This window comes from Microbacterium lushaniae, assembly GCF_008727775.1.
Lineage (GTDB): Bacteria > Actinomycetota > Actinomycetes > Actinomycetales > Microbacteriaceae > Microbacterium > Microbacterium lushaniae.
Window position 1 is genome coordinate 1,675,102 of sequence record NZ_CP044232.1, and the last position, 16,242, is coordinate 1,691,343.

At 66.2% G+C, this 16,242-nt stretch carries 20 protein-coding genes; 8 read left to right on the forward strand and 12 right to left on the reverse strand.

Going from position 1 to position 16,242, the window contains the following annotated elements; translation table 11 throughout:
• The first annotated feature begins 798 nt into the window (after positions 1–798).
• Both F6J85_RS07865 and F6J85_RS07870 read left to right on the forward strand, forming a co-directional pair.
• Positions 799–1,254, forward strand: coding sequence for a hypothetical protein (locus tag F6J85_RS07865; protein WP_150924522.1), 456 nt, complete (start codon positions 799–801; stop codon positions 1,252–1,254).
• 129 nt (positions 1,255–1,383) lie between these two features.
• A complete protein-coding gene (locus tag F6J85_RS07870) occupies positions 1,384–1,878 on the forward strand; it encodes a DUF2199 domain-containing protein (protein WP_191906786.1) in 495 nt (164 codons plus the stop codon).
• A gap of 67 nt (positions 1,879–1,945) precedes the next feature.
• On the opposite strand, the gene F6J85_RS07875 is transcribed toward F6J85_RS07870, so the two are convergent.
• Together F6J85_RS07875 and F6J85_RS07880 are read right to left on the reverse strand one after the other, a co-directional pair.
• On the reverse strand, positions 1,946–2,293 hold the full coding sequence (locus F6J85_RS07875; RefSeq protein WP_150924524.1) for a hypothetical protein: 348 nt from the start codon (positions 2,291–2,293) through the stop codon (positions 1,946–1,948).
• Positions 2,294–3,111: 818 nt separating this feature from the next.
• Positions 3,112–3,420: a hypothetical protein gene (locus F6J85_RS07880; protein ID WP_150924525.1), complete on the reverse strand. Its 309-nt coding sequence runs from the start codon at positions 3,418–3,420 to the stop codon at positions 3,112–3,114.
• A gap of 322 nt (positions 3,421–3,742) precedes the next feature.
• Between F6J85_RS07880 and F6J85_RS07885 the strand changes: the two genes are divergently transcribed.
• Positions 3,743–4,333 carry a hypothetical protein gene (locus F6J85_RS07885; protein WP_150924526.1) on the forward strand — a complete coding sequence of 197 codons (591 nt, stop codon included), beginning with the start codon at positions 3,743–3,745 and terminating at the stop codon, positions 4,331–4,333.
• A gap of 23 nt (positions 4,334–4,356) precedes the next feature.
• A complete protein-coding gene (locus tag F6J85_RS07890) occupies positions 4,357–4,878 on the forward strand; it encodes an RNA polymerase sigma factor (RefSeq protein WP_150924527.1) in 522 nt (173 codons plus the stop codon).
• A gap of 281 nt (positions 4,879–5,159) precedes the next feature.
• Here the strand turns inward: F6J85_RS07890 and F6J85_RS07895 are convergent, their stop codons facing one another.
• Positions 5,160–5,585 (reverse strand): DUF4279 domain-containing protein, encoded by a 426-nt coding sequence (locus F6J85_RS07895; RefSeq protein WP_191906787.1) that lies wholly within the window; start codon positions 5,583–5,585, stop codon positions 5,160–5,162.
• Between the two features lie 260 nt (positions 5,586–5,845).
• Between F6J85_RS07895 and F6J85_RS07900 the strand changes: the two genes are divergently transcribed.
• Complete coding sequence (locus tag F6J85_RS07900; protein WP_150924529.1) at positions 5,846–6,028, forward strand: hypothetical protein; 183 nt, start codon at positions 5,846–5,848, stop codon at positions 6,026–6,028.
• Positions 6,029–6,044: 16 nt separating this feature from the next.
• On the opposite strand, the gene F6J85_RS07905 is transcribed toward F6J85_RS07900, so the two are convergent.
• The 9 genes from F6J85_RS07905 to F6J85_RS07945 all read right to left on the reverse strand — a co-directional run bounded on the left by F6J85_RS07905 (position 6,045) and on the right by F6J85_RS07945 (position 14,373).
• Positions 6,045–6,980 carry a CPBP family intramembrane glutamic endopeptidase gene (locus tag F6J85_RS07905; protein ID WP_191906788.1) on the reverse strand — a complete coding sequence of 312 codons (936 nt, stop codon included), beginning with the start codon at positions 6,978–6,980 and terminating at the stop codon, positions 6,045–6,047.
• An 851-nt stretch (positions 6,981–7,831) separates the two neighbouring features.
• Positions 7,832–9,013 carry a hypothetical protein gene (locus F6J85_RS07910; RefSeq protein ID WP_150924531.1) on the reverse strand — a complete coding sequence of 394 codons (1,182 nt, stop codon included), beginning with the start codon at positions 9,011–9,013 and terminating at the stop codon, positions 7,832–7,834.
• Positions 8,976–9,575, reverse strand: a complete 600-nt coding sequence (locus F6J85_RS07915; RefSeq protein WP_238707096.1) for an RNA polymerase sigma factor — start codon at positions 9,573–9,575, stop codon at positions 8,976–8,978. The genes F6J85_RS07910 and F6J85_RS07915 overlap by 38 nt, the downstream gene beginning before the upstream one ends.
• Before the next feature lie 172 nt (positions 9,576–9,747).
• Entirely contained in the window at positions 9,748–10,098 is a 351-nt protein-coding gene (locus F6J85_RS07920; RefSeq protein ID WP_150924532.1) for a GntR family transcriptional regulator, read from the reverse strand.
• Positions 10,088–11,011 carry a hypothetical protein gene (locus tag F6J85_RS07925; protein ID WP_150924533.1) on the reverse strand — a complete coding sequence of 308 codons (924 nt, stop codon included), beginning with the start codon at positions 11,009–11,011 and terminating at the stop codon, positions 10,088–10,090. Before F6J85_RS07925 ends, F6J85_RS07920 begins: the two co-directional genes overlap by 11 nt.
• A 330-nt stretch (positions 11,012–11,341) precedes the next feature.
• On the reverse strand, positions 11,342–11,998 hold the full coding sequence (locus tag F6J85_RS07930) for a cation efflux transmembrane domain-containing protein (protein WP_150924534.1): 657 nt from the start codon (positions 11,996–11,998) through the stop codon (positions 11,342–11,344).
• Positions 11,995–12,327, reverse strand: a complete 333-nt coding sequence (locus F6J85_RS07935) for an ArsR/SmtB family transcription factor (RefSeq protein WP_150924535.1) — start codon at positions 12,325–12,327, stop codon at positions 11,995–11,997. Before F6J85_RS07935 ends, F6J85_RS07930 begins: the two co-directional genes overlap by 4 nt.
• Before the next feature lie 50 nt (positions 12,328–12,377).
• Positions 12,378–13,124, reverse strand: a complete 747-nt coding sequence (locus tag F6J85_RS07940; RefSeq protein WP_150924536.1) for a MerR family transcriptional regulator — start codon at positions 13,122–13,124, stop codon at positions 12,378–12,380.
• Positions 13,117–14,373 (reverse strand): MFS transporter, encoded by a 1,257-nt coding sequence (locus F6J85_RS07945; RefSeq protein WP_150924537.1) that lies wholly within the window; start codon positions 14,371–14,373, stop codon positions 13,117–13,119. The genes F6J85_RS07940 and F6J85_RS07945 overlap by 8 nt, the downstream gene beginning before the upstream one ends.
• 117 nt (positions 14,374–14,490) lie before the next feature.
• Here F6J85_RS07945 and F6J85_RS07950 point away from each other — a divergent pair, with 117 nt between their 5' ends.
• Genes F6J85_RS07950 through F6J85_RS07960 form a run of 3 tightly spaced genes read left to right on the forward strand, consistent with a single transcriptional unit; the run spans position 14,491 to position 15,990 of the window.
• Positions 14,491–14,892, forward strand: coding sequence for an ArsR/SmtB family transcription factor (locus tag F6J85_RS07950; RefSeq protein ID WP_150924538.1), 402 nt, complete (start codon positions 14,491–14,493; stop codon positions 14,890–14,892).
• Positions 14,892–15,422 carry an SRPBCC family protein gene (locus F6J85_RS07955; RefSeq protein ID WP_150924539.1) on the forward strand — a complete coding sequence of 177 codons (531 nt, stop codon included), beginning with the start codon at positions 14,892–14,894 and terminating at the stop codon, positions 15,420–15,422. The genes F6J85_RS07950 and F6J85_RS07955 overlap by 1 nt, the downstream gene beginning before the upstream one ends.
• Positions 15,423–15,426: 4 nt before the next feature.
• On the forward strand, positions 15,427–15,990 hold the full coding sequence (locus F6J85_RS07960) for a dihydrofolate reductase family protein (RefSeq protein ID WP_150924540.1): 564 nt from the start codon (positions 15,427–15,429) through the stop codon (positions 15,988–15,990).
• The last annotated feature ends 252 nt before the right edge of the window (positions 15,991–16,242 follow it).

Here is a 16,242-nt window from a genome sequence, read left to right on the forward strand (position 1 = left end):
TCTTGCCTAATGCGGGTGCGCGCGCGGCTCGCTGAACCATGGCCGGCAGGTCGACGCGGTTCAGTCTCCAGCTGCGCTCCATGCTTACGGCCGCGGATGCAGTCGCTGGCCTCTCGTCTCAAATGGAGACTGTTACGAGCGCGGTGCTTGGTCCCCCGCATTGCTCGCTCCCCCCGACCCGCTTCCAGTCGGGGCTGACGGAGCCCTCAGACACGACAGAGCCGTCGGCATCAAGCGCGCGGACTGTGACTTCTTCGAGCAGGAACACGTCAGTTGCGAACATCCACCTGTCCCCGCTCCGTTCGGCCACCCTGATGAGGCTAAGCGGGCTACTGGAATTGACGTCAGGTCCAGGAGCGCATCCGTCCTCCGTGCAGAGCTGGACACTTCGCACGGAGGAGGTCTGGCCCGTCACCTCGACGGTAAGAGTGTGCCCCCACCCGATAGCGGGACAGGCGACCGGCGCCGGAGCGACCCGGTCAGAGCTACGAGTGCGATGCCACCGAGCGCCGTCGTTGATATTCCCGCGCGGTTCAGTGCCACCCGCCATCGTCTGGGCTCACGCGACGGCGAGCCTGCTCTCCTCACGTCCGTTCCCCTTCGGCGTCGTAGCGTCCTTCACCAAGAGTGTCTTTGGACGGCCAGTCGTCTCCACCCGCGCCGCATGCCTCGAAGGTTGTTGCAAGGACTACTACGTGAAGGTCCGCGCCTTCGCCAATGTTTCGATGACCGGTTTAGGTTGGCGGAGTGAGGACGATCCGAATAGCCCTCATCGGAGTCGTCCTACCGATGGCGTCAATGCTGGCCGCATACGCTCTCCCCCGCATCTGGCCGGACCTCCCTCAGGAGGTCCCGTCCCATTGGCGCGGCGGCACCGTCACGAACTACATGCCGGTCGAGAGTTTTGTGGCGGGTTGGCTCATTGGCATTTGCCTCTTGTCGACTCTTTCGGTCGGGCTGACAATCCTCGCGCTGGCGCAATCGAAATGGTCGAATGCCACTCGCGCTTTCATCGCGATCAGCGTCGCCGCTAGCGCCGCAGCTGCGAGTTCGTTGCTCGCTCAGCTTGGCGTGATGCGGGGACTCACAGCTTCGGAGTCAGCCGCGGTGGGAGCCGGCATTGGCATTCTGGTTTTGATGGGCGTGTTCGTCGCAGCCGGTTTGATCGCCTTCTTCGCACTCCCACCGGCGCAGGCAGGCTCCGACGGGACGCGCGAGTCGAAGCGCCTTCCAACGGTCGACGCCCGTCAATAGCGGACCGTCTGCCCGCCATACCTCTCCATGGTCGCGCACCGTTGGGCGATCCACTCCCCCGTCGCTCGCCCGTGGCATTCGCTCATTGCTCAACAACATGCCCCGACGGTTCGGCTCTATGGTCGCGGTATGGAGTTCGATACCTGTGCGGATTGCGGCCGGGCCCTTGACGCCCACGACCGGCACATCAAGTTTGCGCTTCCGGATCCGGTCCTGGACGCTGGCCAAATTGACGCAGCGGACATGTGGTTGTCAGGACCGGATGCCAAGTCGTCGACGCTGATGCAGGTGCAGAATGTCGGAGCATTCGTCCGCGCTCTTCTTCCTGTCACGCTGACCGATGATCACGTTGTCACGTACGGAGTATGGATAGCAATCGACCCAGCCGAGTTCGGTCGCGTATTCGATGTCTGGTGGAAACCTGAGTATCAGGACCTCGCGCTTGACGGCTATCTCGGCAATTCGGTTCAGCCATGGGGACTGCTGGGCTCGCCCGTCAGTATCGCGGTTCGAGATCCGGAGAGCATCCCATACTGCACCCAGAGCAGTGCGAATCAGCTCCAATCAGTTATCGCCGACACGTGGAATCACGACCTCGTTCTCGCCGCCTACTGGGGGAACTGATCCCCGGGTCACGCGCGTCTGATCGCTCGCCTGTGCCCCGAGACGGGTGATTTCTCCCGTTCAGGCGCTATCCGCCCGTGAAGCCCTCGGCGAAGATCTGGTAGCCGGCTGCCTCACAGGCGTCGGCTGGGGAGGGCGCTGTGTTCGGCCCCGGGTTGCCGATGCTGGTTGCGCCCTGGGCTCCCGCGGGGATGGGAGGGTATTCCGCCTTCAGCGCCGCAACGGCATCGCTGACGGCCCCCTCGCCCCGCGTGGGAACCCGGTCGAGGACCCGCGTGGCGAGTCGCATCCAGCCGTCGTACTCCTTCTGTGACATGCGCCCCTCGTGGAGGGCCGCCCCCGCGTTCTGAAGGATGGTCGAGACGTCGGTGAACGCCTCGCACGTCTCGATATCCGTCACGGTGGAAGGAGCCATGGTGGCAGAAGGGGTGACGACAGGGGCTGTGGTTTCGGGCGTCGCGGCGACGGACCCAGCCGGAGCACACCCGGCGATCCCTGCGGTGACGGCGAGAGCGCACGCCGCTACAACGGTGCGGCTAACCGAGAAGCCGGCAGAGAACCTGATCATGATCGGAGCATAGCGCCGCGCCGCGCCGTTCATCCTCCTGGACAATCGCAGCGGCCGCCGCTGCTGCACTGGCACGGGAGTGGCTGAAAGTCAGCCTCGGTTACGGTGCGGCGGACGTCGAGTTCGCGCAGAGAGATTGGGTCGCCGTGGCGTGCATAGTCGGCCACATCGATGAGCCCATGTCCTCGGCCGTCGGTGCAATCTGACGGGTCGGCGTGGACCACCCGCTCCTCGACGGGGAACCGTAAAACGAAGCACACCGCGGCACTCCGCGACTGATAAAACCACCCGCCCGCCAGAATGCGCGTCGGCAGAAGCTGCCAGGGTCAGCGCGGCTCCCTCGTGCGACGAGGAAACGCCCAGGAGTGTGTAGACCCCTCCCTTTAGGACAGCAGTGGGATCCTCGTACAGCGGTCTCGCGTCATAGACGGAACCGATCTGCGGGAGCGTTCCTTCCGGGTCGGTGGCCAGAGAGTCCCGATACGACCACAGATCGTTTCGGGCGCTTTCGACCATGTGCGTGAGATCGGCATGCAGCTCGTCGTCAAGAGACGGTGTGAGCGACACCGACGAGCAACCGGTAGTGACCGCGGCCATCCCGCCGATGCCGGCTGCCACGAGTAAACGGAACGCGCTATTCGTCCTGCGCCGTTGGTGAAGACTTCTCATTGAGAATCACCCTCCTTATCCGGTCTGGTGGGCGCGTCTCCAAGCGCGCTCGCAACCCCCTGGAGCAGCAGCGCGAGCCCGCCGATGGCGATCCCCGCGCCGAGCAACGCGACAAGCAGGGGAAGCACCACCGCCTCGAAGAACTCATTCACGTCGATCATGAGAAGGAAGGCGCCATTGGTGCCCACCGTCAACAGCACCGCTTCGATAGCCGGCAACAGCGCAAAGCTGACGACCAGGAGCCCGCCAATCCCGAGCAGGCCACCGCTCGTGATGTAGGCCGCCGACGCGAGTCCCCGTTGCATGGTGGTCAGTGTGCCCTACCGTCGGTCGCCTTTGAGAGATATATGAGCTTTTCGCGTGACTGTCGCCACGCCCGGCTCTTAGTCGCCCGCCGAGCCGGAGTCCACAACGATGCGGTTCAGGTGCGTGGATAGTGAGGAAACGGGTAACGCGGTTTCCCAGCAGAGGTTGCGTTACCCGTTGCGACTCCTGCACGCGTCACTCCCCCCGCCGATCGTTTGGGGCTCACCGGACGTCATCAGGACGGATGTCCGACGCGCGTGGACACCTGACAGAGGTGCGGCCATGTACTGGGTAATGCTTCTATCAGGAAGGCGTCTACCCATGAACGACCTCGATTTTGAGTCCCGGGTTCGCAATGCGGCACCGAACACTGCCACCCCCATCGGCCTCGCCGACCACAGCGGCCGCATTCTCCGCGAGGCTCGTGCGCGTCGCACGCGTCAGGTGCGCCTGTGGGCGGCCAGCGCGGCCGCATCAGTGGTGCTCGTCGGGGCCGGCACGGTCGCTGTAGCGGGCAACGGTTTGCAGACCCCGTGGGGCTGGACGGCTGACAACGTGTACCAGATCCCCGGACCGGACGGCGAGACCTGCTTCGCAGGACTCGTGGTGAAGCCCGACGGAGTTGCTGACGACGCGCCCGTGGTGCAGGAAGCGCACGAGATCGTCGCAGCGCTGGATCTGGATGCCCTGGACACTTCTGCGGCTGCTGCCGAGCTGATAGTGGCAAACGATCAGCCGTTCGCCGACGGAAGCCCGGGTGTTGCGCACTATACCGACGAAGAAATCGCTCAGTCCGCGATGCACCAGACGGTCGCCAAAATTCTGTTCGCTGAGCTCGAGGATCGTGGTCTGTCGACGTCGAAAGAAGCTGGCTCCGTGAGCCTATTGAGCCAGGCACAGGGCTGCCAGTGAGACTGGCGGGCGGGAACAGTGCCATGTCGCTCCAGGAGCTCGTCCAACGCAATGCGAACGATCTGCTCCGGTACTTTCAACGCCGCCTCGCCAACCGAGAAGATGCCGCCGAAGCCTATGGTGAGCTTCTCCTGACAGCTTGGAAACTCCGTCGAAAGATCCCCTCGGACGGCACGCAGGGACGCATGTGGCTCTTTGCCACCGCGCACAACGTGTTGCGGGACTCCCGGCGTGCCTCGGCTCGCCGATTGGCTGCTGTTGATCGCCTCGCGAGCGACATGCGGGCGATGCCGACAGCCGTCGACGCCGCCGACTCCATCGAAGTGCGGGACGCCCTTGCACGGCTACCCGAAGAGGACGCCGAACTCATTCGGTTGACCTACTGGGACGGGTTGGCCTCCCATGAAGCGGCTTCGGTGCTCGGAATCAACCCGTCAACCGCGCGCTCGCGCCTCGCCCGAGCGAGACAGCAACTGCGAGATGCCCTCGAAGAAGACGACACGGAAAGGAAGGGGACGGCGAATGCACGAGCCGCGGCCGTCTGACCTCGTGCTGCCACCCACCCAGCGGATTCTGGTGGCCTTACCCCAGCCGTCTCCGCCCGTCCGCAGCTGAGTCGGCCCCTCCCCCCCCCGCTGGGGATCATGCGTCCACATCAACACGGATGCGTGGTCCCGATCGTCGTCTCCGGCGGTCGGAGGTTTCGATAATCGGCCCGCTTAGTTAGTGAGAAACGCGTAACGCGCTTTTCCAGCAGAAGCCGTACTGCCCGTTGCGAAAGACTGCAATCGCCTTCCCGACCGCATGCCGCTGTGAGCGCACGCGACTATGTGCTGGGGACTTTCTCGCTACCCCGGTCGAAGAACACGGTTGCATAGACATCGAGGCCTAGAGCTGAAATCTTCTCGGTCAGGTCCACCGGCAGAACAAACCCACCCTGAGCCGAGTCTGAGTCGGCGGACCACCAGATCCGGGCGTCGCAGTCGGGTGGCAACTTCCCGACTCGATCAAGGGCGGGGCCGCAGCGCACAAGAAGCGCACGAAGGGCTCGGGTGCCGCTCTGGTCCTCATCCGTGTTGTCGAGTGAGTCGACGTCGAGCGACCAGAAGTGGTGTTCGCGAACGCGACCGGAGCGGAGCTGTGCACCCTTGCGTCCTACCTCGCTTGGTTCAAGGGTGAGCATCTCGGAGATGGAGGCCGGCTCCGTGTCGGTCGACAACACCACGAGTGACGCTCTGCCGGACCGAATCATGGCCTGAGCATACGGTGGTGGCCATCGCCCCTGCATCGCTTGGCGCGCAGAACAGGCGTCGAAGGGGCCCCCAACCGGCGGGGCCTACCTGCTGCGCTGCACATTAGTCAGGAAACGGGTAACGCGGTTCCTCAGCAGAGGTTGCGTTACCCGTTTGCGAAGTCTGCAGCCACCCTCCCCGGCGCGCAGGACGCGTCCTGTGCCAGGGCTTGGGCACGATGACATCTTTCCAGGCCACCCCTCAGGGCAAGCCGACTCAGATGTCACCCACGCATGCGACAGACCCAGCCGGTGTGGCGTGGGCCACCGTCGGGCTCTACGCCGACGCAACCGGCACCAGCGGTTACGTACCCGTGACCTCCTGGCTGGCGGGCATCCTGGCTCTCGCCGCGCTCGTGGCAGGGATCGCGACACTGAACGGGCGTCCGCACCGCAACCGGTGACCGGCGCCGAGTCGGCCTACGAGACCCGAGCGGCCACCGCCTCCATCCGCGACGCGGTGGCGACCGGTGTGCGCGCCGGTCCCGTGCGCCGGGTCAGCATCCAGATCACCACCGTGACGAGGAGGACGACGATGGCGGGTGCGAGCAGCGCCGCGTCTCCGACACCAGCGGAGCGATCCATCCCGGCCTGGAAGTCCTGGCGCAGAGCGGCTTCGAACATGAAGACCAGGGTGTTGAGCCCGGCATGCAGCACCACGGCGACTTCGAGGCCGCCCGTGCGCCACGTGATCAGCGCCGTCCCGGCGGCGAACAGGAGGTACCAGAGGTTCTGCCACGGATCGGCCGAGAAGTGGATGGCCGCGAAGACCACGCTCGAGACCGCGATACCGGTGACGAGTCCCGCTCGCTTGCCGCGCGCCCACCCTCCCGCGACCCGGAAGACCAGGCCCCGGTAGCCGTACTCCTCCCCCGCAGCCTGGAGCGGGGTGAACAGGAGCGTCGCGACGATGAACCACACCACGTCCGTGTTCGTCCACGTGACGCCCTCCGGAATCGGCGCGGAGTACTGGATGGCCAGAAAGACGATCCATGCGGGCAGGATGACCAGCAGCGCCCGTCCGAAGATGTCGAACCGGAACCGCGACACCACGGAATGCAGCGACGCGCCCTTCACCCCGTACAGCCAGCGCTGGAGCAGCATGCTCCACGGGATCATCAAACCGACGCTCACCAACGCGGCGGCGTGCGCCAGAGGCGTATACCCCGCCCGGCCATCCGTGCCGATGGCGGCGTCGATCACGCCTGCTCCGGCGACCAGGACGATGCTGCTGAGCAACAGGCCGGCGATCAGGAGCACGATCGCGAGGATCCCGCGTCCGATGCGGCGCTTCTCTCCAGCGAGGACCCGGTGGTACTCGACGTTGGAAGGGACGGTGTTCGCGAGGTCTTTCATGAGCATTTTCTCGTTCGGGGTCGGCGGGCAGCCGATGGCCGGATGCCCACTGCCATGAGAAGCCCTGTGGTCGGCACAGGGTCAAGCGCTGTGCTCTACGCGAGTCGCCGAGTCAGCAGCGATGTACAAACCACGACCCGGCGATCTGACCTTCCCACCGACCCAGCCGATCGACATCACAGACCTCCCCCGAGAAGTGGCCGACTCCTAGGCGGGGCGTCAACGGCCGCTAGTCCATTAGTCGCAGCGAAATGCTGACGGTACTCCTCGATCGAGCTATCACTGAGACGATCGTGCGGCAGCCGACACGCTGTGAGTAATGTCCCACCCATCATCGCGGCGATTTCGGAGTTCGTATGAACGACCAACGACCGGCTCGAATCGGAAACCACCCGCGCCCCTCGAAACTGGTCGCGAATGCACTGCTGCTTCTGGCGCTAACTGCATGCTCCAACGTGGAGCAGTACGATCCGCCCGGCTTCCTTGGGCGCCCCTCCACGACAGGCGTCCCGCTTGTCGTGGAGGGTGAAGGCTCGTCGTTTGTAGAGGCGTGGGCACTTGGTGAGACTCTCGTGGTCACGACAACGAGTTCGGGCTCTTGCCCCCTGGTTCCCTCAATAGATGAAGTGGATGTCCACACAAGCAGTGTGGTGCTGGGCACCGAGGTTCCGAACAGGCCGGGCCATGCACCACAGATCTCACCTCGCGAACGTTCGAACTGTCCGCGGGGCGCGACCTGAGCGGCTTCATCGTCAAGCTCACACCCCGCTGACAAGGGCTCACGGGGTGATTTTGATCCGTAACCCGCGACGAACGCATCAGTGATCGGGCGAGGACCCTCCAACGGGCCGTCACTCGCTGCAAGTGGATACGTCGGTCGGCGCGGCCTCGACGATCTCGGTCGTGACAGCCGTCCATCCAATAGGGTCGCCGACGGCTGCAGGGCCGTAGCCTTCCAGCGTTACGTGCCGCTCCCCGATGAATTGTCCGGTTGCGGGGTCGATGATGATCTCTTGCCGGAAGTTGTCCGCTTCATCACGGCCGATGGCGATGCCTGTGGCTCCGTTGAGGGTCGCCTGTTCGTCTGTGATGGTGACCCCCGGGATCAGCGCGGCCGCTTGATACATGGCGGCGCGGAATTCGGCTGGCACGGCGCCTCCACGTAGAGTGTCCGCGATCCACACGAGTGCTTGGCCGTCCCGGGAACGGCCTGACTCACCGTTCAGACGATAGATCTCCGTGAGCAGCTCCCCCGGTTCCAACGGAAGCTGCGTGAAGTCATCGCTCGCGCCACCCGGGACGGTGAATCCGCCCACCGGGTTGCCGAACTCGATCCCCCCGCCCGGCAACTCGTACTTGATCCTCCCGCCTGGCAGCTCTATGAGGTGTCCAACGGGCCCCTGCGTCATCGAGGGGTTCTGCTGCGCCGCCAGCTCCGATTTCGGGCCGAAGGTCTGGGCCACGCGCGCCCGGCACTGGATCCCCCACCAGGTGTCGTTGTGATTCGCAGGGCGGAACAGCTCCAACTGCTCCCCTTGCATGTAGTACTGAGCCTCTACCGTTCCCAGGTCCTGCACTACGCCGTTCACGCGGGCGGCGTCCACGTCTTCGTCGAGCCATGCTTGCGTCATATACACGGCGTCGGTGCGCACGCGCAGGTACTGTCCGGCGCTCACCGAGGGGTCGGTAACTTCAAGGGTGGCGATGGCTGCGGCGTTCAGTGCGTCGGCGGCTGCGGGATCAGCTCCGCCGTGCCAGCCCGTCACTCCGAACACGTTGCCGGCGACAAGCGCGACGGTGAGGGCGGCGCCGGCGCCCAGGGCAGAGAACCCGGTCCACGCCACGGTGCGGCGCCGTCGGCGGCGAAGCGGCAGAGGCGCGAAGGATGTGTCGTCCCCGACGGCTGCGAACGGCGCGTAGGCTGTTTCCGCCTCGATCTGGGCGAACAACGCAGCCCGTCCGCGGGCAACACTCGCCGGCGGGCGCTCGGGGATGTCAGTCCGCGCTCGGCGCAGGAGCGAGATTTCGTCCATGGCTCTGTTCCTTCTCTTGGCTCGAAGCCGGGTCGATAGCGGCGCGCAGCTTGCGGCGCGCGCGGTTCAGTCGTGAACGGACGGTGCCGACCGGGATGCTCAACGCCTGGCTGATGCCCTCGTAGTCGAGTTCCCCGAACGTGTGCAACAGGAGGGTGTCGCGGTCGCCGGCGGGCAGGCGGGCGAGTGCTTTGCCGAGGCGGCCGGCGAGGCGCTTCGCATCCAGGCGAGCGTCCGCGGCGTCGATCTGGTCGATGTCTGTGCGGGCTAGGTCCGACGCGAGCATGCCCCGCCACGCCTTCGCTTCCGTTCGCGCCTGATGCCGCATCAGCGTGGTCGCGATACCGAGCAACCACGGCCGCGCGTCCTCGCTGCCGGTGAAGTCTCGTCGGCGCGTGAACGCGACGAGAAACGTCTCCGAGGCGATGTCATCCGCCTTGGGCGCACCCAGCCGGCGGGCTGCATAGCGGAAGATGACACGCTCGTGCCGGTCGTAGAGTTCGGCGAACGCCGCCGGCTGCTCTAGGGAACGGCGGATGATCTCGCCGTCGTGGGTGGTCACACTGAGTATTGTCCGATTCGGCTACTCGAGTTCACGCAAATTTTTCCGCCCCGCCTTCGCCTACATGCGTTGATTCGTCGGACCGCTCCGTGAAGTCTCTCTTTCGGGGCGATGAGTACTCCACCAGCTTCAGTATGAAAATGGGTGACGCGCTCCCCCGGCAAAGAGCTCGTTATGCGTCCCACACTGCGCGAAGGATGCGCACGGCGTCTTCGAGATCGACGCCACTCTGAGCGCATTGAGCTGAAAGCACCCGAGCGGCGTCGAGCACTTTCCGGTCCGTCGCGCCCGCGGATGAACTCACACGAGTACTGCCCCCGGCTTTGGCGGTGAGGAATCCCTCTGCTTCGAGCGCCCGGTACGCTTTCGCCACCGTCCCGGGTGCGACGGACAGGTCGCGGGCGAGCTGACGCACTGACGGTAGGCGCTCGCCGGCGGCGAGCCGGCCGGAGGAAATGAAACCCCGCAGCTGATCGACGATCTGGTCAGCCGGTGGGGTCGATCGGGCCAGTTCAATGCGCATGACCCGCGTCGCTGTGACGTACGGCAGCCGCGATGCTCATCTGCTCCAAAAACAGTCGGAACCAGATGACGAACCCCGCGATGATCGCACCGACGCCCAGAACGATCAGCAGCGGCGCGAGCGCTGCGAACGGCGGAAACACCGGGATGATTGCATCATCGAGCGGTACGCCAGTGCGTAAGTTCGCTGTGTAGGCGAAGAACGTCAGCACGCCCCCTACATGAATCAGCACGGCCCCGCATGTCGTTGCCAGGATGGTGCGGCTCCACGAGCGGCGGATCGCCTGGTCGCCCGCTGCGTCTTCCGCGATCGATGGCCGCGCGACGGACAGCAACGCCAGCAGCGTCGCCGCGCCGAGCAGGGACAACAGCACCACACTGGGCAGAGAGAAGGCCCACCCGTAGATGAGACGGCCCACGCTCCCGACGCCAGCGTCCTGCACCCACATCGTGAACGCGCCGTCCTCGTCCGGTTGCGATGCCAGCCCGCCCGCCACCGCGAGGGCGGCTGCGACGGTGATGAGGACTCCTGCCGTGATGAGCCAGCGTTTCGGTGCGAACGCGAACGGCGTGCGCCGGGTGAGCACCGCGGTCGTCGATGGAGGTCGGGCCGGCACCGGGACCGCCTGGAAGGCGACCGCGATCGATGCAGCCAAGAGTGGCGCCGCGACTTGCCAATCACCGGGAATGCCGGAGAGCCACTCCAGCGGCCACGGGTGCCCAGCGCTCTGGAACGGCCAGTTGCCGCTCGCGAGCACCACAATCTCAACCGTGAGTGCAAGGCCGAGCCCTACACCGGCACTAACTGACCGGATTCGCGGAACCAACGGCACCGAGTGCGGCCAGAGCCGGATGACCACCATCGCGATCAGCAAGCCGACTAGCCCTGGAGTAATCGCCAGCAGGGTAGGCATCGCCCTCCCCCTCTGTACTAGACCGATAGTACGGTCAGTGTGTCAACGAACTAGTACAGAATCAAGACCAGCATCACCCGTTCGCGACTCCAAACCGCAGTCCCCCGTCCGCAGGATCGTCCGCGAAGCCCTGCCCCATCCCTCGAACTCGACTTGCACGTCATCGAAGAACGCGTTCTCGGCTCGTGGGTAGTCGTCGTAATCGGCTTTGCCGACCTGTTGAGTGCTCAGGCGGCGTTTGACCGCCTCATATCCGTCGCGTTGCTCGCCCGGAGCCAGTCCATGAACCAGGCCTGCCTGTCGGGGTTGATTGCGGTCCGTCCCTTCTGTTCAGTCTTGGTCGTCGTCGCTCTCGAGGATCATGCCGACAGAGGTTGCGCATGCGTCGCCGCGCCAGGCCTCCATGCCTTCCCGGATGGCGAATCCGGCGATGACGAGACCGGCGATGGCGTCTGCCCACCACCAGCCGAGCATGGTGTTGAGCACCAGGCCGATCAGTACGGCCGCCGAAAGATACGTGCAGATGAGCGTCTGCTGGGAATCGGCAACGGCCGTCGCCGAGCCGAGTTCGCGACCGGTCCGGCGTTCTGCCAGTGAAAGGAACGGCATGATGACGACGCTCATTGCGGTGATGACGATTCCGAGGGTGCTGTGTTCGGCTTCGACGCGGCCGACCAGCGTGAGCAGCGAGGTGGCGATCACGTAGGCGGCGAGGGCGAAGAAGGCCACCGCGATGACGCGCAGTGTGCCCTTTTCCCAGCGCTCCGGATCGCGGCGGGTGAACTGCCAAGCCACAGCGGCTGCGGAGGCCACTTCGATGGTCGAGTCCAGGCCGAACGCGATGAGTGCGCCAGAGGATGCCGCGGCCCCGGCGGTGATCGCGACGACGGCCTCGATGAGGTTGTAGCCGATCGTGACCGCGACGATCCAGCGGATGCGTCGCTGCAGGGTGTGGCGGCGCGCGTGCGTGAGGGATCCGAGGGTCATGTGCAGGTGCACTCCTCCCCCGCGCAGCAGTCCGGCTCGACCGACAGCACCACCGGTAAGAGCCCGCCGAGAGCCGGAGCAAGATCGACGTCGGCGAGCCGGTACGACGAACGCCGACCCTCGGGGACGGCCTCCACGAGCCCGCACCCGCGAAGGTAGGCCAGCTGATTCGACATCACCTGTCGTGAGACCCCCAGGTCATCGGCGAGTTCCGACGGGTAGGCCGGCCCGTTGCGCAACGCCAGGAGCACGCCGGCACGAGTCGGGTCCGACAGGGCGTGGCCGAGGCGTGACAGTGCGGTGGTGTGCGACCGGGTGACGGTGAGCATGGGTCAATAGTACAGCAGAGCGTGAATTGTTCCCGCTCCCCCGGGATCGACTACTTGTCGAGGGTGGCCTCGAGCTGTGCGAGCGTACGTCGTTGTTGATCGTTCAGCACGTCCGCCGTGTACTGGTCGAACAGTGTCGCGGAGCCGGTCAGGTCGTAGGGCTCTGATCCATCGGAGAACTCGTCGACCAACGGTCCGAAGGCTTCCACGAAGCTGTCGACCAGTTCGTCGATGTCCCGCTGCGTGCTCTCCGGCCCCAGCTGGTCGAACCGTTTCGCGATGCCGGCCACGGCCGGCACGAGCGTGGTCGCGCTGATCCGTTGGTAGAGCTTCGCGAGCGACGGCATCCCCTCCTCTCCGACGAGGTGGGCCAGCAGCACCGATTGGTCGCGGTCGATCCGGGCGAGGCCGGGCGAGAGTCCCGCAGCCGCGAAGATCGCAAGGAACGGGGCCAGCTCGGGAGGAACATCCGGTGGCGCATCGTGGATGCGGAGGCGGGCGATGAGCTCGCGTTGCTCCGTGAGCCGGTCGATCTGCGCCGCCAACTCGGCATCCAGCTCGTCCAGCAGTCCGCCACCGTCCGAAGCCGCGTCGTCGAGAAGCTCCGGCATCCGCTCCAAGGGGACCCCGAGGGAGGCGAGGCGCTTGATCCGCAGGACCCGGATGAGGTCGTGCACGTCGTAGCTGCGGTAGCCGTTACTGCGGCGCTCTGGCTCAGGCAGTACGCCGACCTGGTGGTAGTGGCGCAGCGCCCGGACGGTGACCCCCGCGAGGTGCGCCAGCTCTCCGCTATGCACTGTGAATCACCGCCGCTCCGCCCGTGCCTGCCTCTGCCGACTCCGGTTCCAGGTTACGCAGCGAGGGTGCGAACACGCTCAGGCCCAGCGCAATCAGGCCGACGCTCACGAGGGCGATCGCCGCGACGTTCACCCCCGCGTACTCGGTGAGCACGGCGGCGGTGAGGATGCCGAACGCCGGGGCGGCGGTGAGGATCGCGTTCTGCGTGCCCATGATCCGCCCGCGCATCTGCTCCGGGACGCGCTCGATCATCAGCACGCCCATGAGACTGGCGAACAGCCCACTGGACAGGCCGACGACGAACGCGCCCCCGAAGACGACCCACTCCGACGACAGGGCGGCGATCAGGACGAAGCCGAGCGCACTGCCGAACACCCCGGCGAGGAACCATGCGCGTCGCCGCCCGCGAGCGCCGGCGATCGCGTAGATCGTGCCGCCGACGAGCATTCCGGCGGCGAGGGCGGTGAGGACGAAGCCCAGCATTCCGGGCTGCTCGAGGCGCGTGAAGTACACCGGCAGGATGAGCCCCTGCAGGGAGGCGAGCACGATCACCGACACGACGCTCAGAGCGGTCGTGACGATCAGGAACCGACTGCGCAACAGCACCCGCCATCCGAGCCGGAGCTGCACCCATCCGCTGCCGGCCGCCGTGGCCTCCCCCTCGGCAGTGACGACGATGTCGCCGACATGGTGCGGGATGAGCAGCGTCAACAGCGCTGCGGCCAGCGAGGTGGCCGCGGTGATCCACAGCACCGTGGATCCCTCGAACAGCACCATCAGTGTTCCGGCGGCCGCGGGCCCGAGCAGCAGGGCGACCGCGCCCAGGGACTCGCGGATTCCTACGAGCCGTTCCGAAGCGAGCCCGCTATGACGGACGATCGCGGGGAGCAGGGCATCCCGGGCGGTCATGCCCGGCACGTCGCCGAGCGAACCGACGATCCCGAAGAGGATGAACCAGCCCAGGCTCAATCCCGAGAGCATGTCGATCAGTGGGAGCGCCGCGACAGCCGCCGCCGACACGAGGTCCGTCAGAACGGACGACGTGCGGCGGTTGATGCGGTCGATGACGACCCCCATCAGCAGACCAGCGAGCACGGCAGGAACGGCGGTCGCCGCGGCGACCGCACCGGCACCGAGCGCGCTGCCGGTGACCTGCAACACGATCAAAGGCAGTGCCACTCCGGCGATGGAGTTGCCGAGCAGCGACAGGAGATAGGACGCCAGATAGGCGAATGGAATGAGCCTCATGCACCCAGTTGAAACCGTGACGTAGGGGCGGGGTCAAGCCGCCCGTTCGCGACACCCTTGACGAGCGTCGCTCGGGCGAATACATTTCACGTACACGTTAAATGTCTGGGGGTGTGAGTGGCCGGTACCGACCAACTCAGCGTCGTTTTCTCGGCACTGGCCGACCCGACTCGCCGGGCAATCCTCGCGGGTCTGGCCGAGCGCGACGCCACCGTCACAGAGCTCACCGAGCCCCTTCCGATCTCGATGCCGGCCGTATCGCGGCATCTGAAGGTGCTGGAACACGCCACGCTCATCTCCCGGACGCGCTCGGGCAAGTGGCGCGCGAGTCACCTCGAAGCTGCGCCTCTGCGGGAGGCCGCCGAGTGGATCGAGGGCTACCGGCAGTTCTGGGACTCCTCCCTCACCCGCCTCGACGCCCACCTCGCCGCCGTGCAGGCCGCCGAAAGCGGAACGACCCCGCCGGAGCCGAGCCCGCAAACGCCCATCGACGCGGCCACGGATCGCGAGGAGCCCTGATGCACACAGACCCGGCGCAGATCGACATCTCACGCGTGCTCGACGCGCCGCGAGAACTGGTGTATCGAGCCTTCACAGATCCGGATCACTTCACGGCCTGGTGGGGCCCGATCGGCAATTCACTGCCACGCGAAGAGGTCGAGTTCGACGTCCGCGCGGGCGGTCACCAGCGGTGGACGGAGGTCTCGGCGACCGATCCAGGCATACGGGTCCGTGTCACCGTCGACCTCACAGAAGTCACCGACGGGGAGCTGCTCGACGGGGTCATGCACGTCACCGGCCGGATCCCAGGCGGCATCGAGCCATTCCAGACGAGGATCCGGTTCGAGTTCTACGACGCGACCGGCGGGCGGACGCGTCTCGAGATCCGCCAGTGGCTCCCCCAACCCCTGACCGGCAACGCCGCGCAGGGGTGGAGCCAAGCGCTGACCAAACTGGGCGCCACCCTGGTCGGTGCGCAGACGGCGGCGTCGATGAATCCTGTCGGACGTGCCGCGGTACGTCCCGAACACCCGCTCACGAGAGGCTGACGCCATGCGCAAACTGACATTCGCCATGAACACGAGCTTGGACGGCTACATCGCCGCGCCCGGCGGTGACCTCGGCTGGAGCATGCCGAGCGACGAGCTGTTCCAATGGTGGTCCGACCGGGTGGCCGCGACGGGCCTGGCGCTGTACGGGCGCAGGCTGTGGGAGACGATGAGCGCTGACTGGCCGACCGCCGACCGGCAACCGGGCGCGACCCCGGCAGCCATCGAGTTCGCCGGCCGCTGGCGCGATATGCCGAAGGTGGTGTTCTCGTCCCGGACCATCCCGCTCGACTGGAACGCCCGTCTGGTCACGGGCGACGCAGTCACCGAGATCGCGCGGCTCAAGGCGCAGGACGGCGGCGCTATGGACATCGGTGGTGCCACCCTTGCCGCGGCCGCGATGCGGGCCGGGCTGATCGACGAGTACACCCTCGTCACGCATCCGGTCCTGGTGGGCGGCGGCACGCCGTTCTTCACGGCCCTGGACCACTGGGTGCACCTGAATCTGGTGGAGACGCGGACCTTCCCCGACGGCGTCGTGCTGAGCAGGTACGAGACCATCCGCTGACTGCCTGCGTCGCAGCGCCGGCCTGGCACCGCTGTGGCAGGGGCTCAGGTCCGGCGCTCGTGCCGACGGGGCTTGAGGCGCGCGGGGGCGTCGGTGGCCGGCATCCACTGGCACTCGAAGGCGCCGTCTACCCCGCCACCCCGGCCGCCCGAACTCCTCAAACTCGTGCCGCCTATGCCGGTTCCGGGCGTGGTTTAGCGCCAGGAGCCGCGGATTTGAGGAGTTCGGGCGGCATGGGGTCGCGCGGCGACG

Excerpts from the sequence above, each read along its gene's own strand:
- F6J85_RS07865 (WP_150924522.1), top strand. The coding sequence starts at position 799 with ATGCTGGCCGCATACGCTCTCCCCCGCATCTGGCCGGACCTCCCTCAG.
- F6J85_RS07870 (WP_191906786.1), top strand. The coding sequence starts at position 1,384 with ATGGAGTTCGATACCTGTGCGGATTGCGGCCGGGCCCTTGACGCCCAC.
- F6J85_RS07875 (WP_150924524.1), bottom strand. The coding sequence starts at position 2,293 with ATGGCTCCTTCCACCGTGACGGATATCGAGACGTGCGAGGCGTTCACC.
- F6J85_RS07880 (WP_150924525.1), bottom strand. The coding sequence starts at position 3,420 with ATGCAACGGGGACTCGCGTCGGCGGCCTACATCACGAGCGGTGGCCTG.
- F6J85_RS07885 (WP_150924526.1), top strand. The coding sequence starts at position 3,743 with ATGAACGACCTCGATTTTGAGTCCCGGGTTCGCAATGCGGCACCGAAC.
- F6J85_RS07890 (WP_150924527.1), top strand. The coding sequence starts at position 4,357 with ATGTCGCTCCAGGAGCTCGTCCAACGCAATGCGAACGATCTGCTCCGG.
- F6J85_RS07895 (WP_191906787.1), bottom strand. The coding sequence starts at position 5,585 with ATGATTCGGTCCGGCAGAGCGTCACTCGTGGTGTTGTCGACCGACACG.
- F6J85_RS07900 (WP_150924529.1), top strand. The coding sequence starts at position 5,846 with ATGTCACCCACGCATGCGACAGACCCAGCCGGTGTGGCGTGGGCCACC.
- F6J85_RS07905 (WP_191906788.1), bottom strand. The coding sequence starts at position 6,980 with ATGAAAGACCTCGCGAACACCGTCCCTTCCAACGTCGAGTACCACCGG.
- F6J85_RS07910 (WP_150924531.1), bottom strand. The coding sequence starts at position 9,013 with ATGGACGAAATCTCGCTCCTGCGCCGAGCGCGGACTGACATCCCCGAG.
- F6J85_RS07920 (WP_150924532.1), bottom strand. The coding sequence starts at position 10,098 with ATGCGCATTGAACTGGCCCGATCGACCCCACCGGCTGACCAGATCGTC.
- F6J85_RS07925 (WP_150924533.1), bottom strand. The coding sequence starts at position 11,011 with ATGCCTACCCTGCTGGCGATTACTCCAGGGCTAGTCGGCTTGCTGATC.
- F6J85_RS07930 (WP_150924534.1), bottom strand. The coding sequence starts at position 11,998 with ATGACCCTCGGATCCCTCACGCACGCGCGCCGCCACACCCTGCAGCGA.
- F6J85_RS07935 (WP_150924535.1), bottom strand. The coding sequence starts at position 12,327 with ATGCTCACCGTCACCCGGTCGCACACCACCGCACTGTCACGCCTCGGC.
- F6J85_RS07945 (WP_150924537.1), bottom strand. The coding sequence starts at position 14,373 with ATGAGGCTCATTCCATTCGCCTATCTGGCGTCCTATCTCCTGTCGCTG.
- F6J85_RS07955 (WP_150924539.1), top strand. The coding sequence starts at position 14,892 with ATGCACACAGACCCGGCGCAGATCGACATCTCACGCGTGCTCGACGCG.
- F6J85_RS07960 (WP_150924540.1), top strand. The coding sequence starts at position 15,427 with ATGCGCAAACTGACATTCGCCATGAACACGAGCTTGGACGGCTACATC.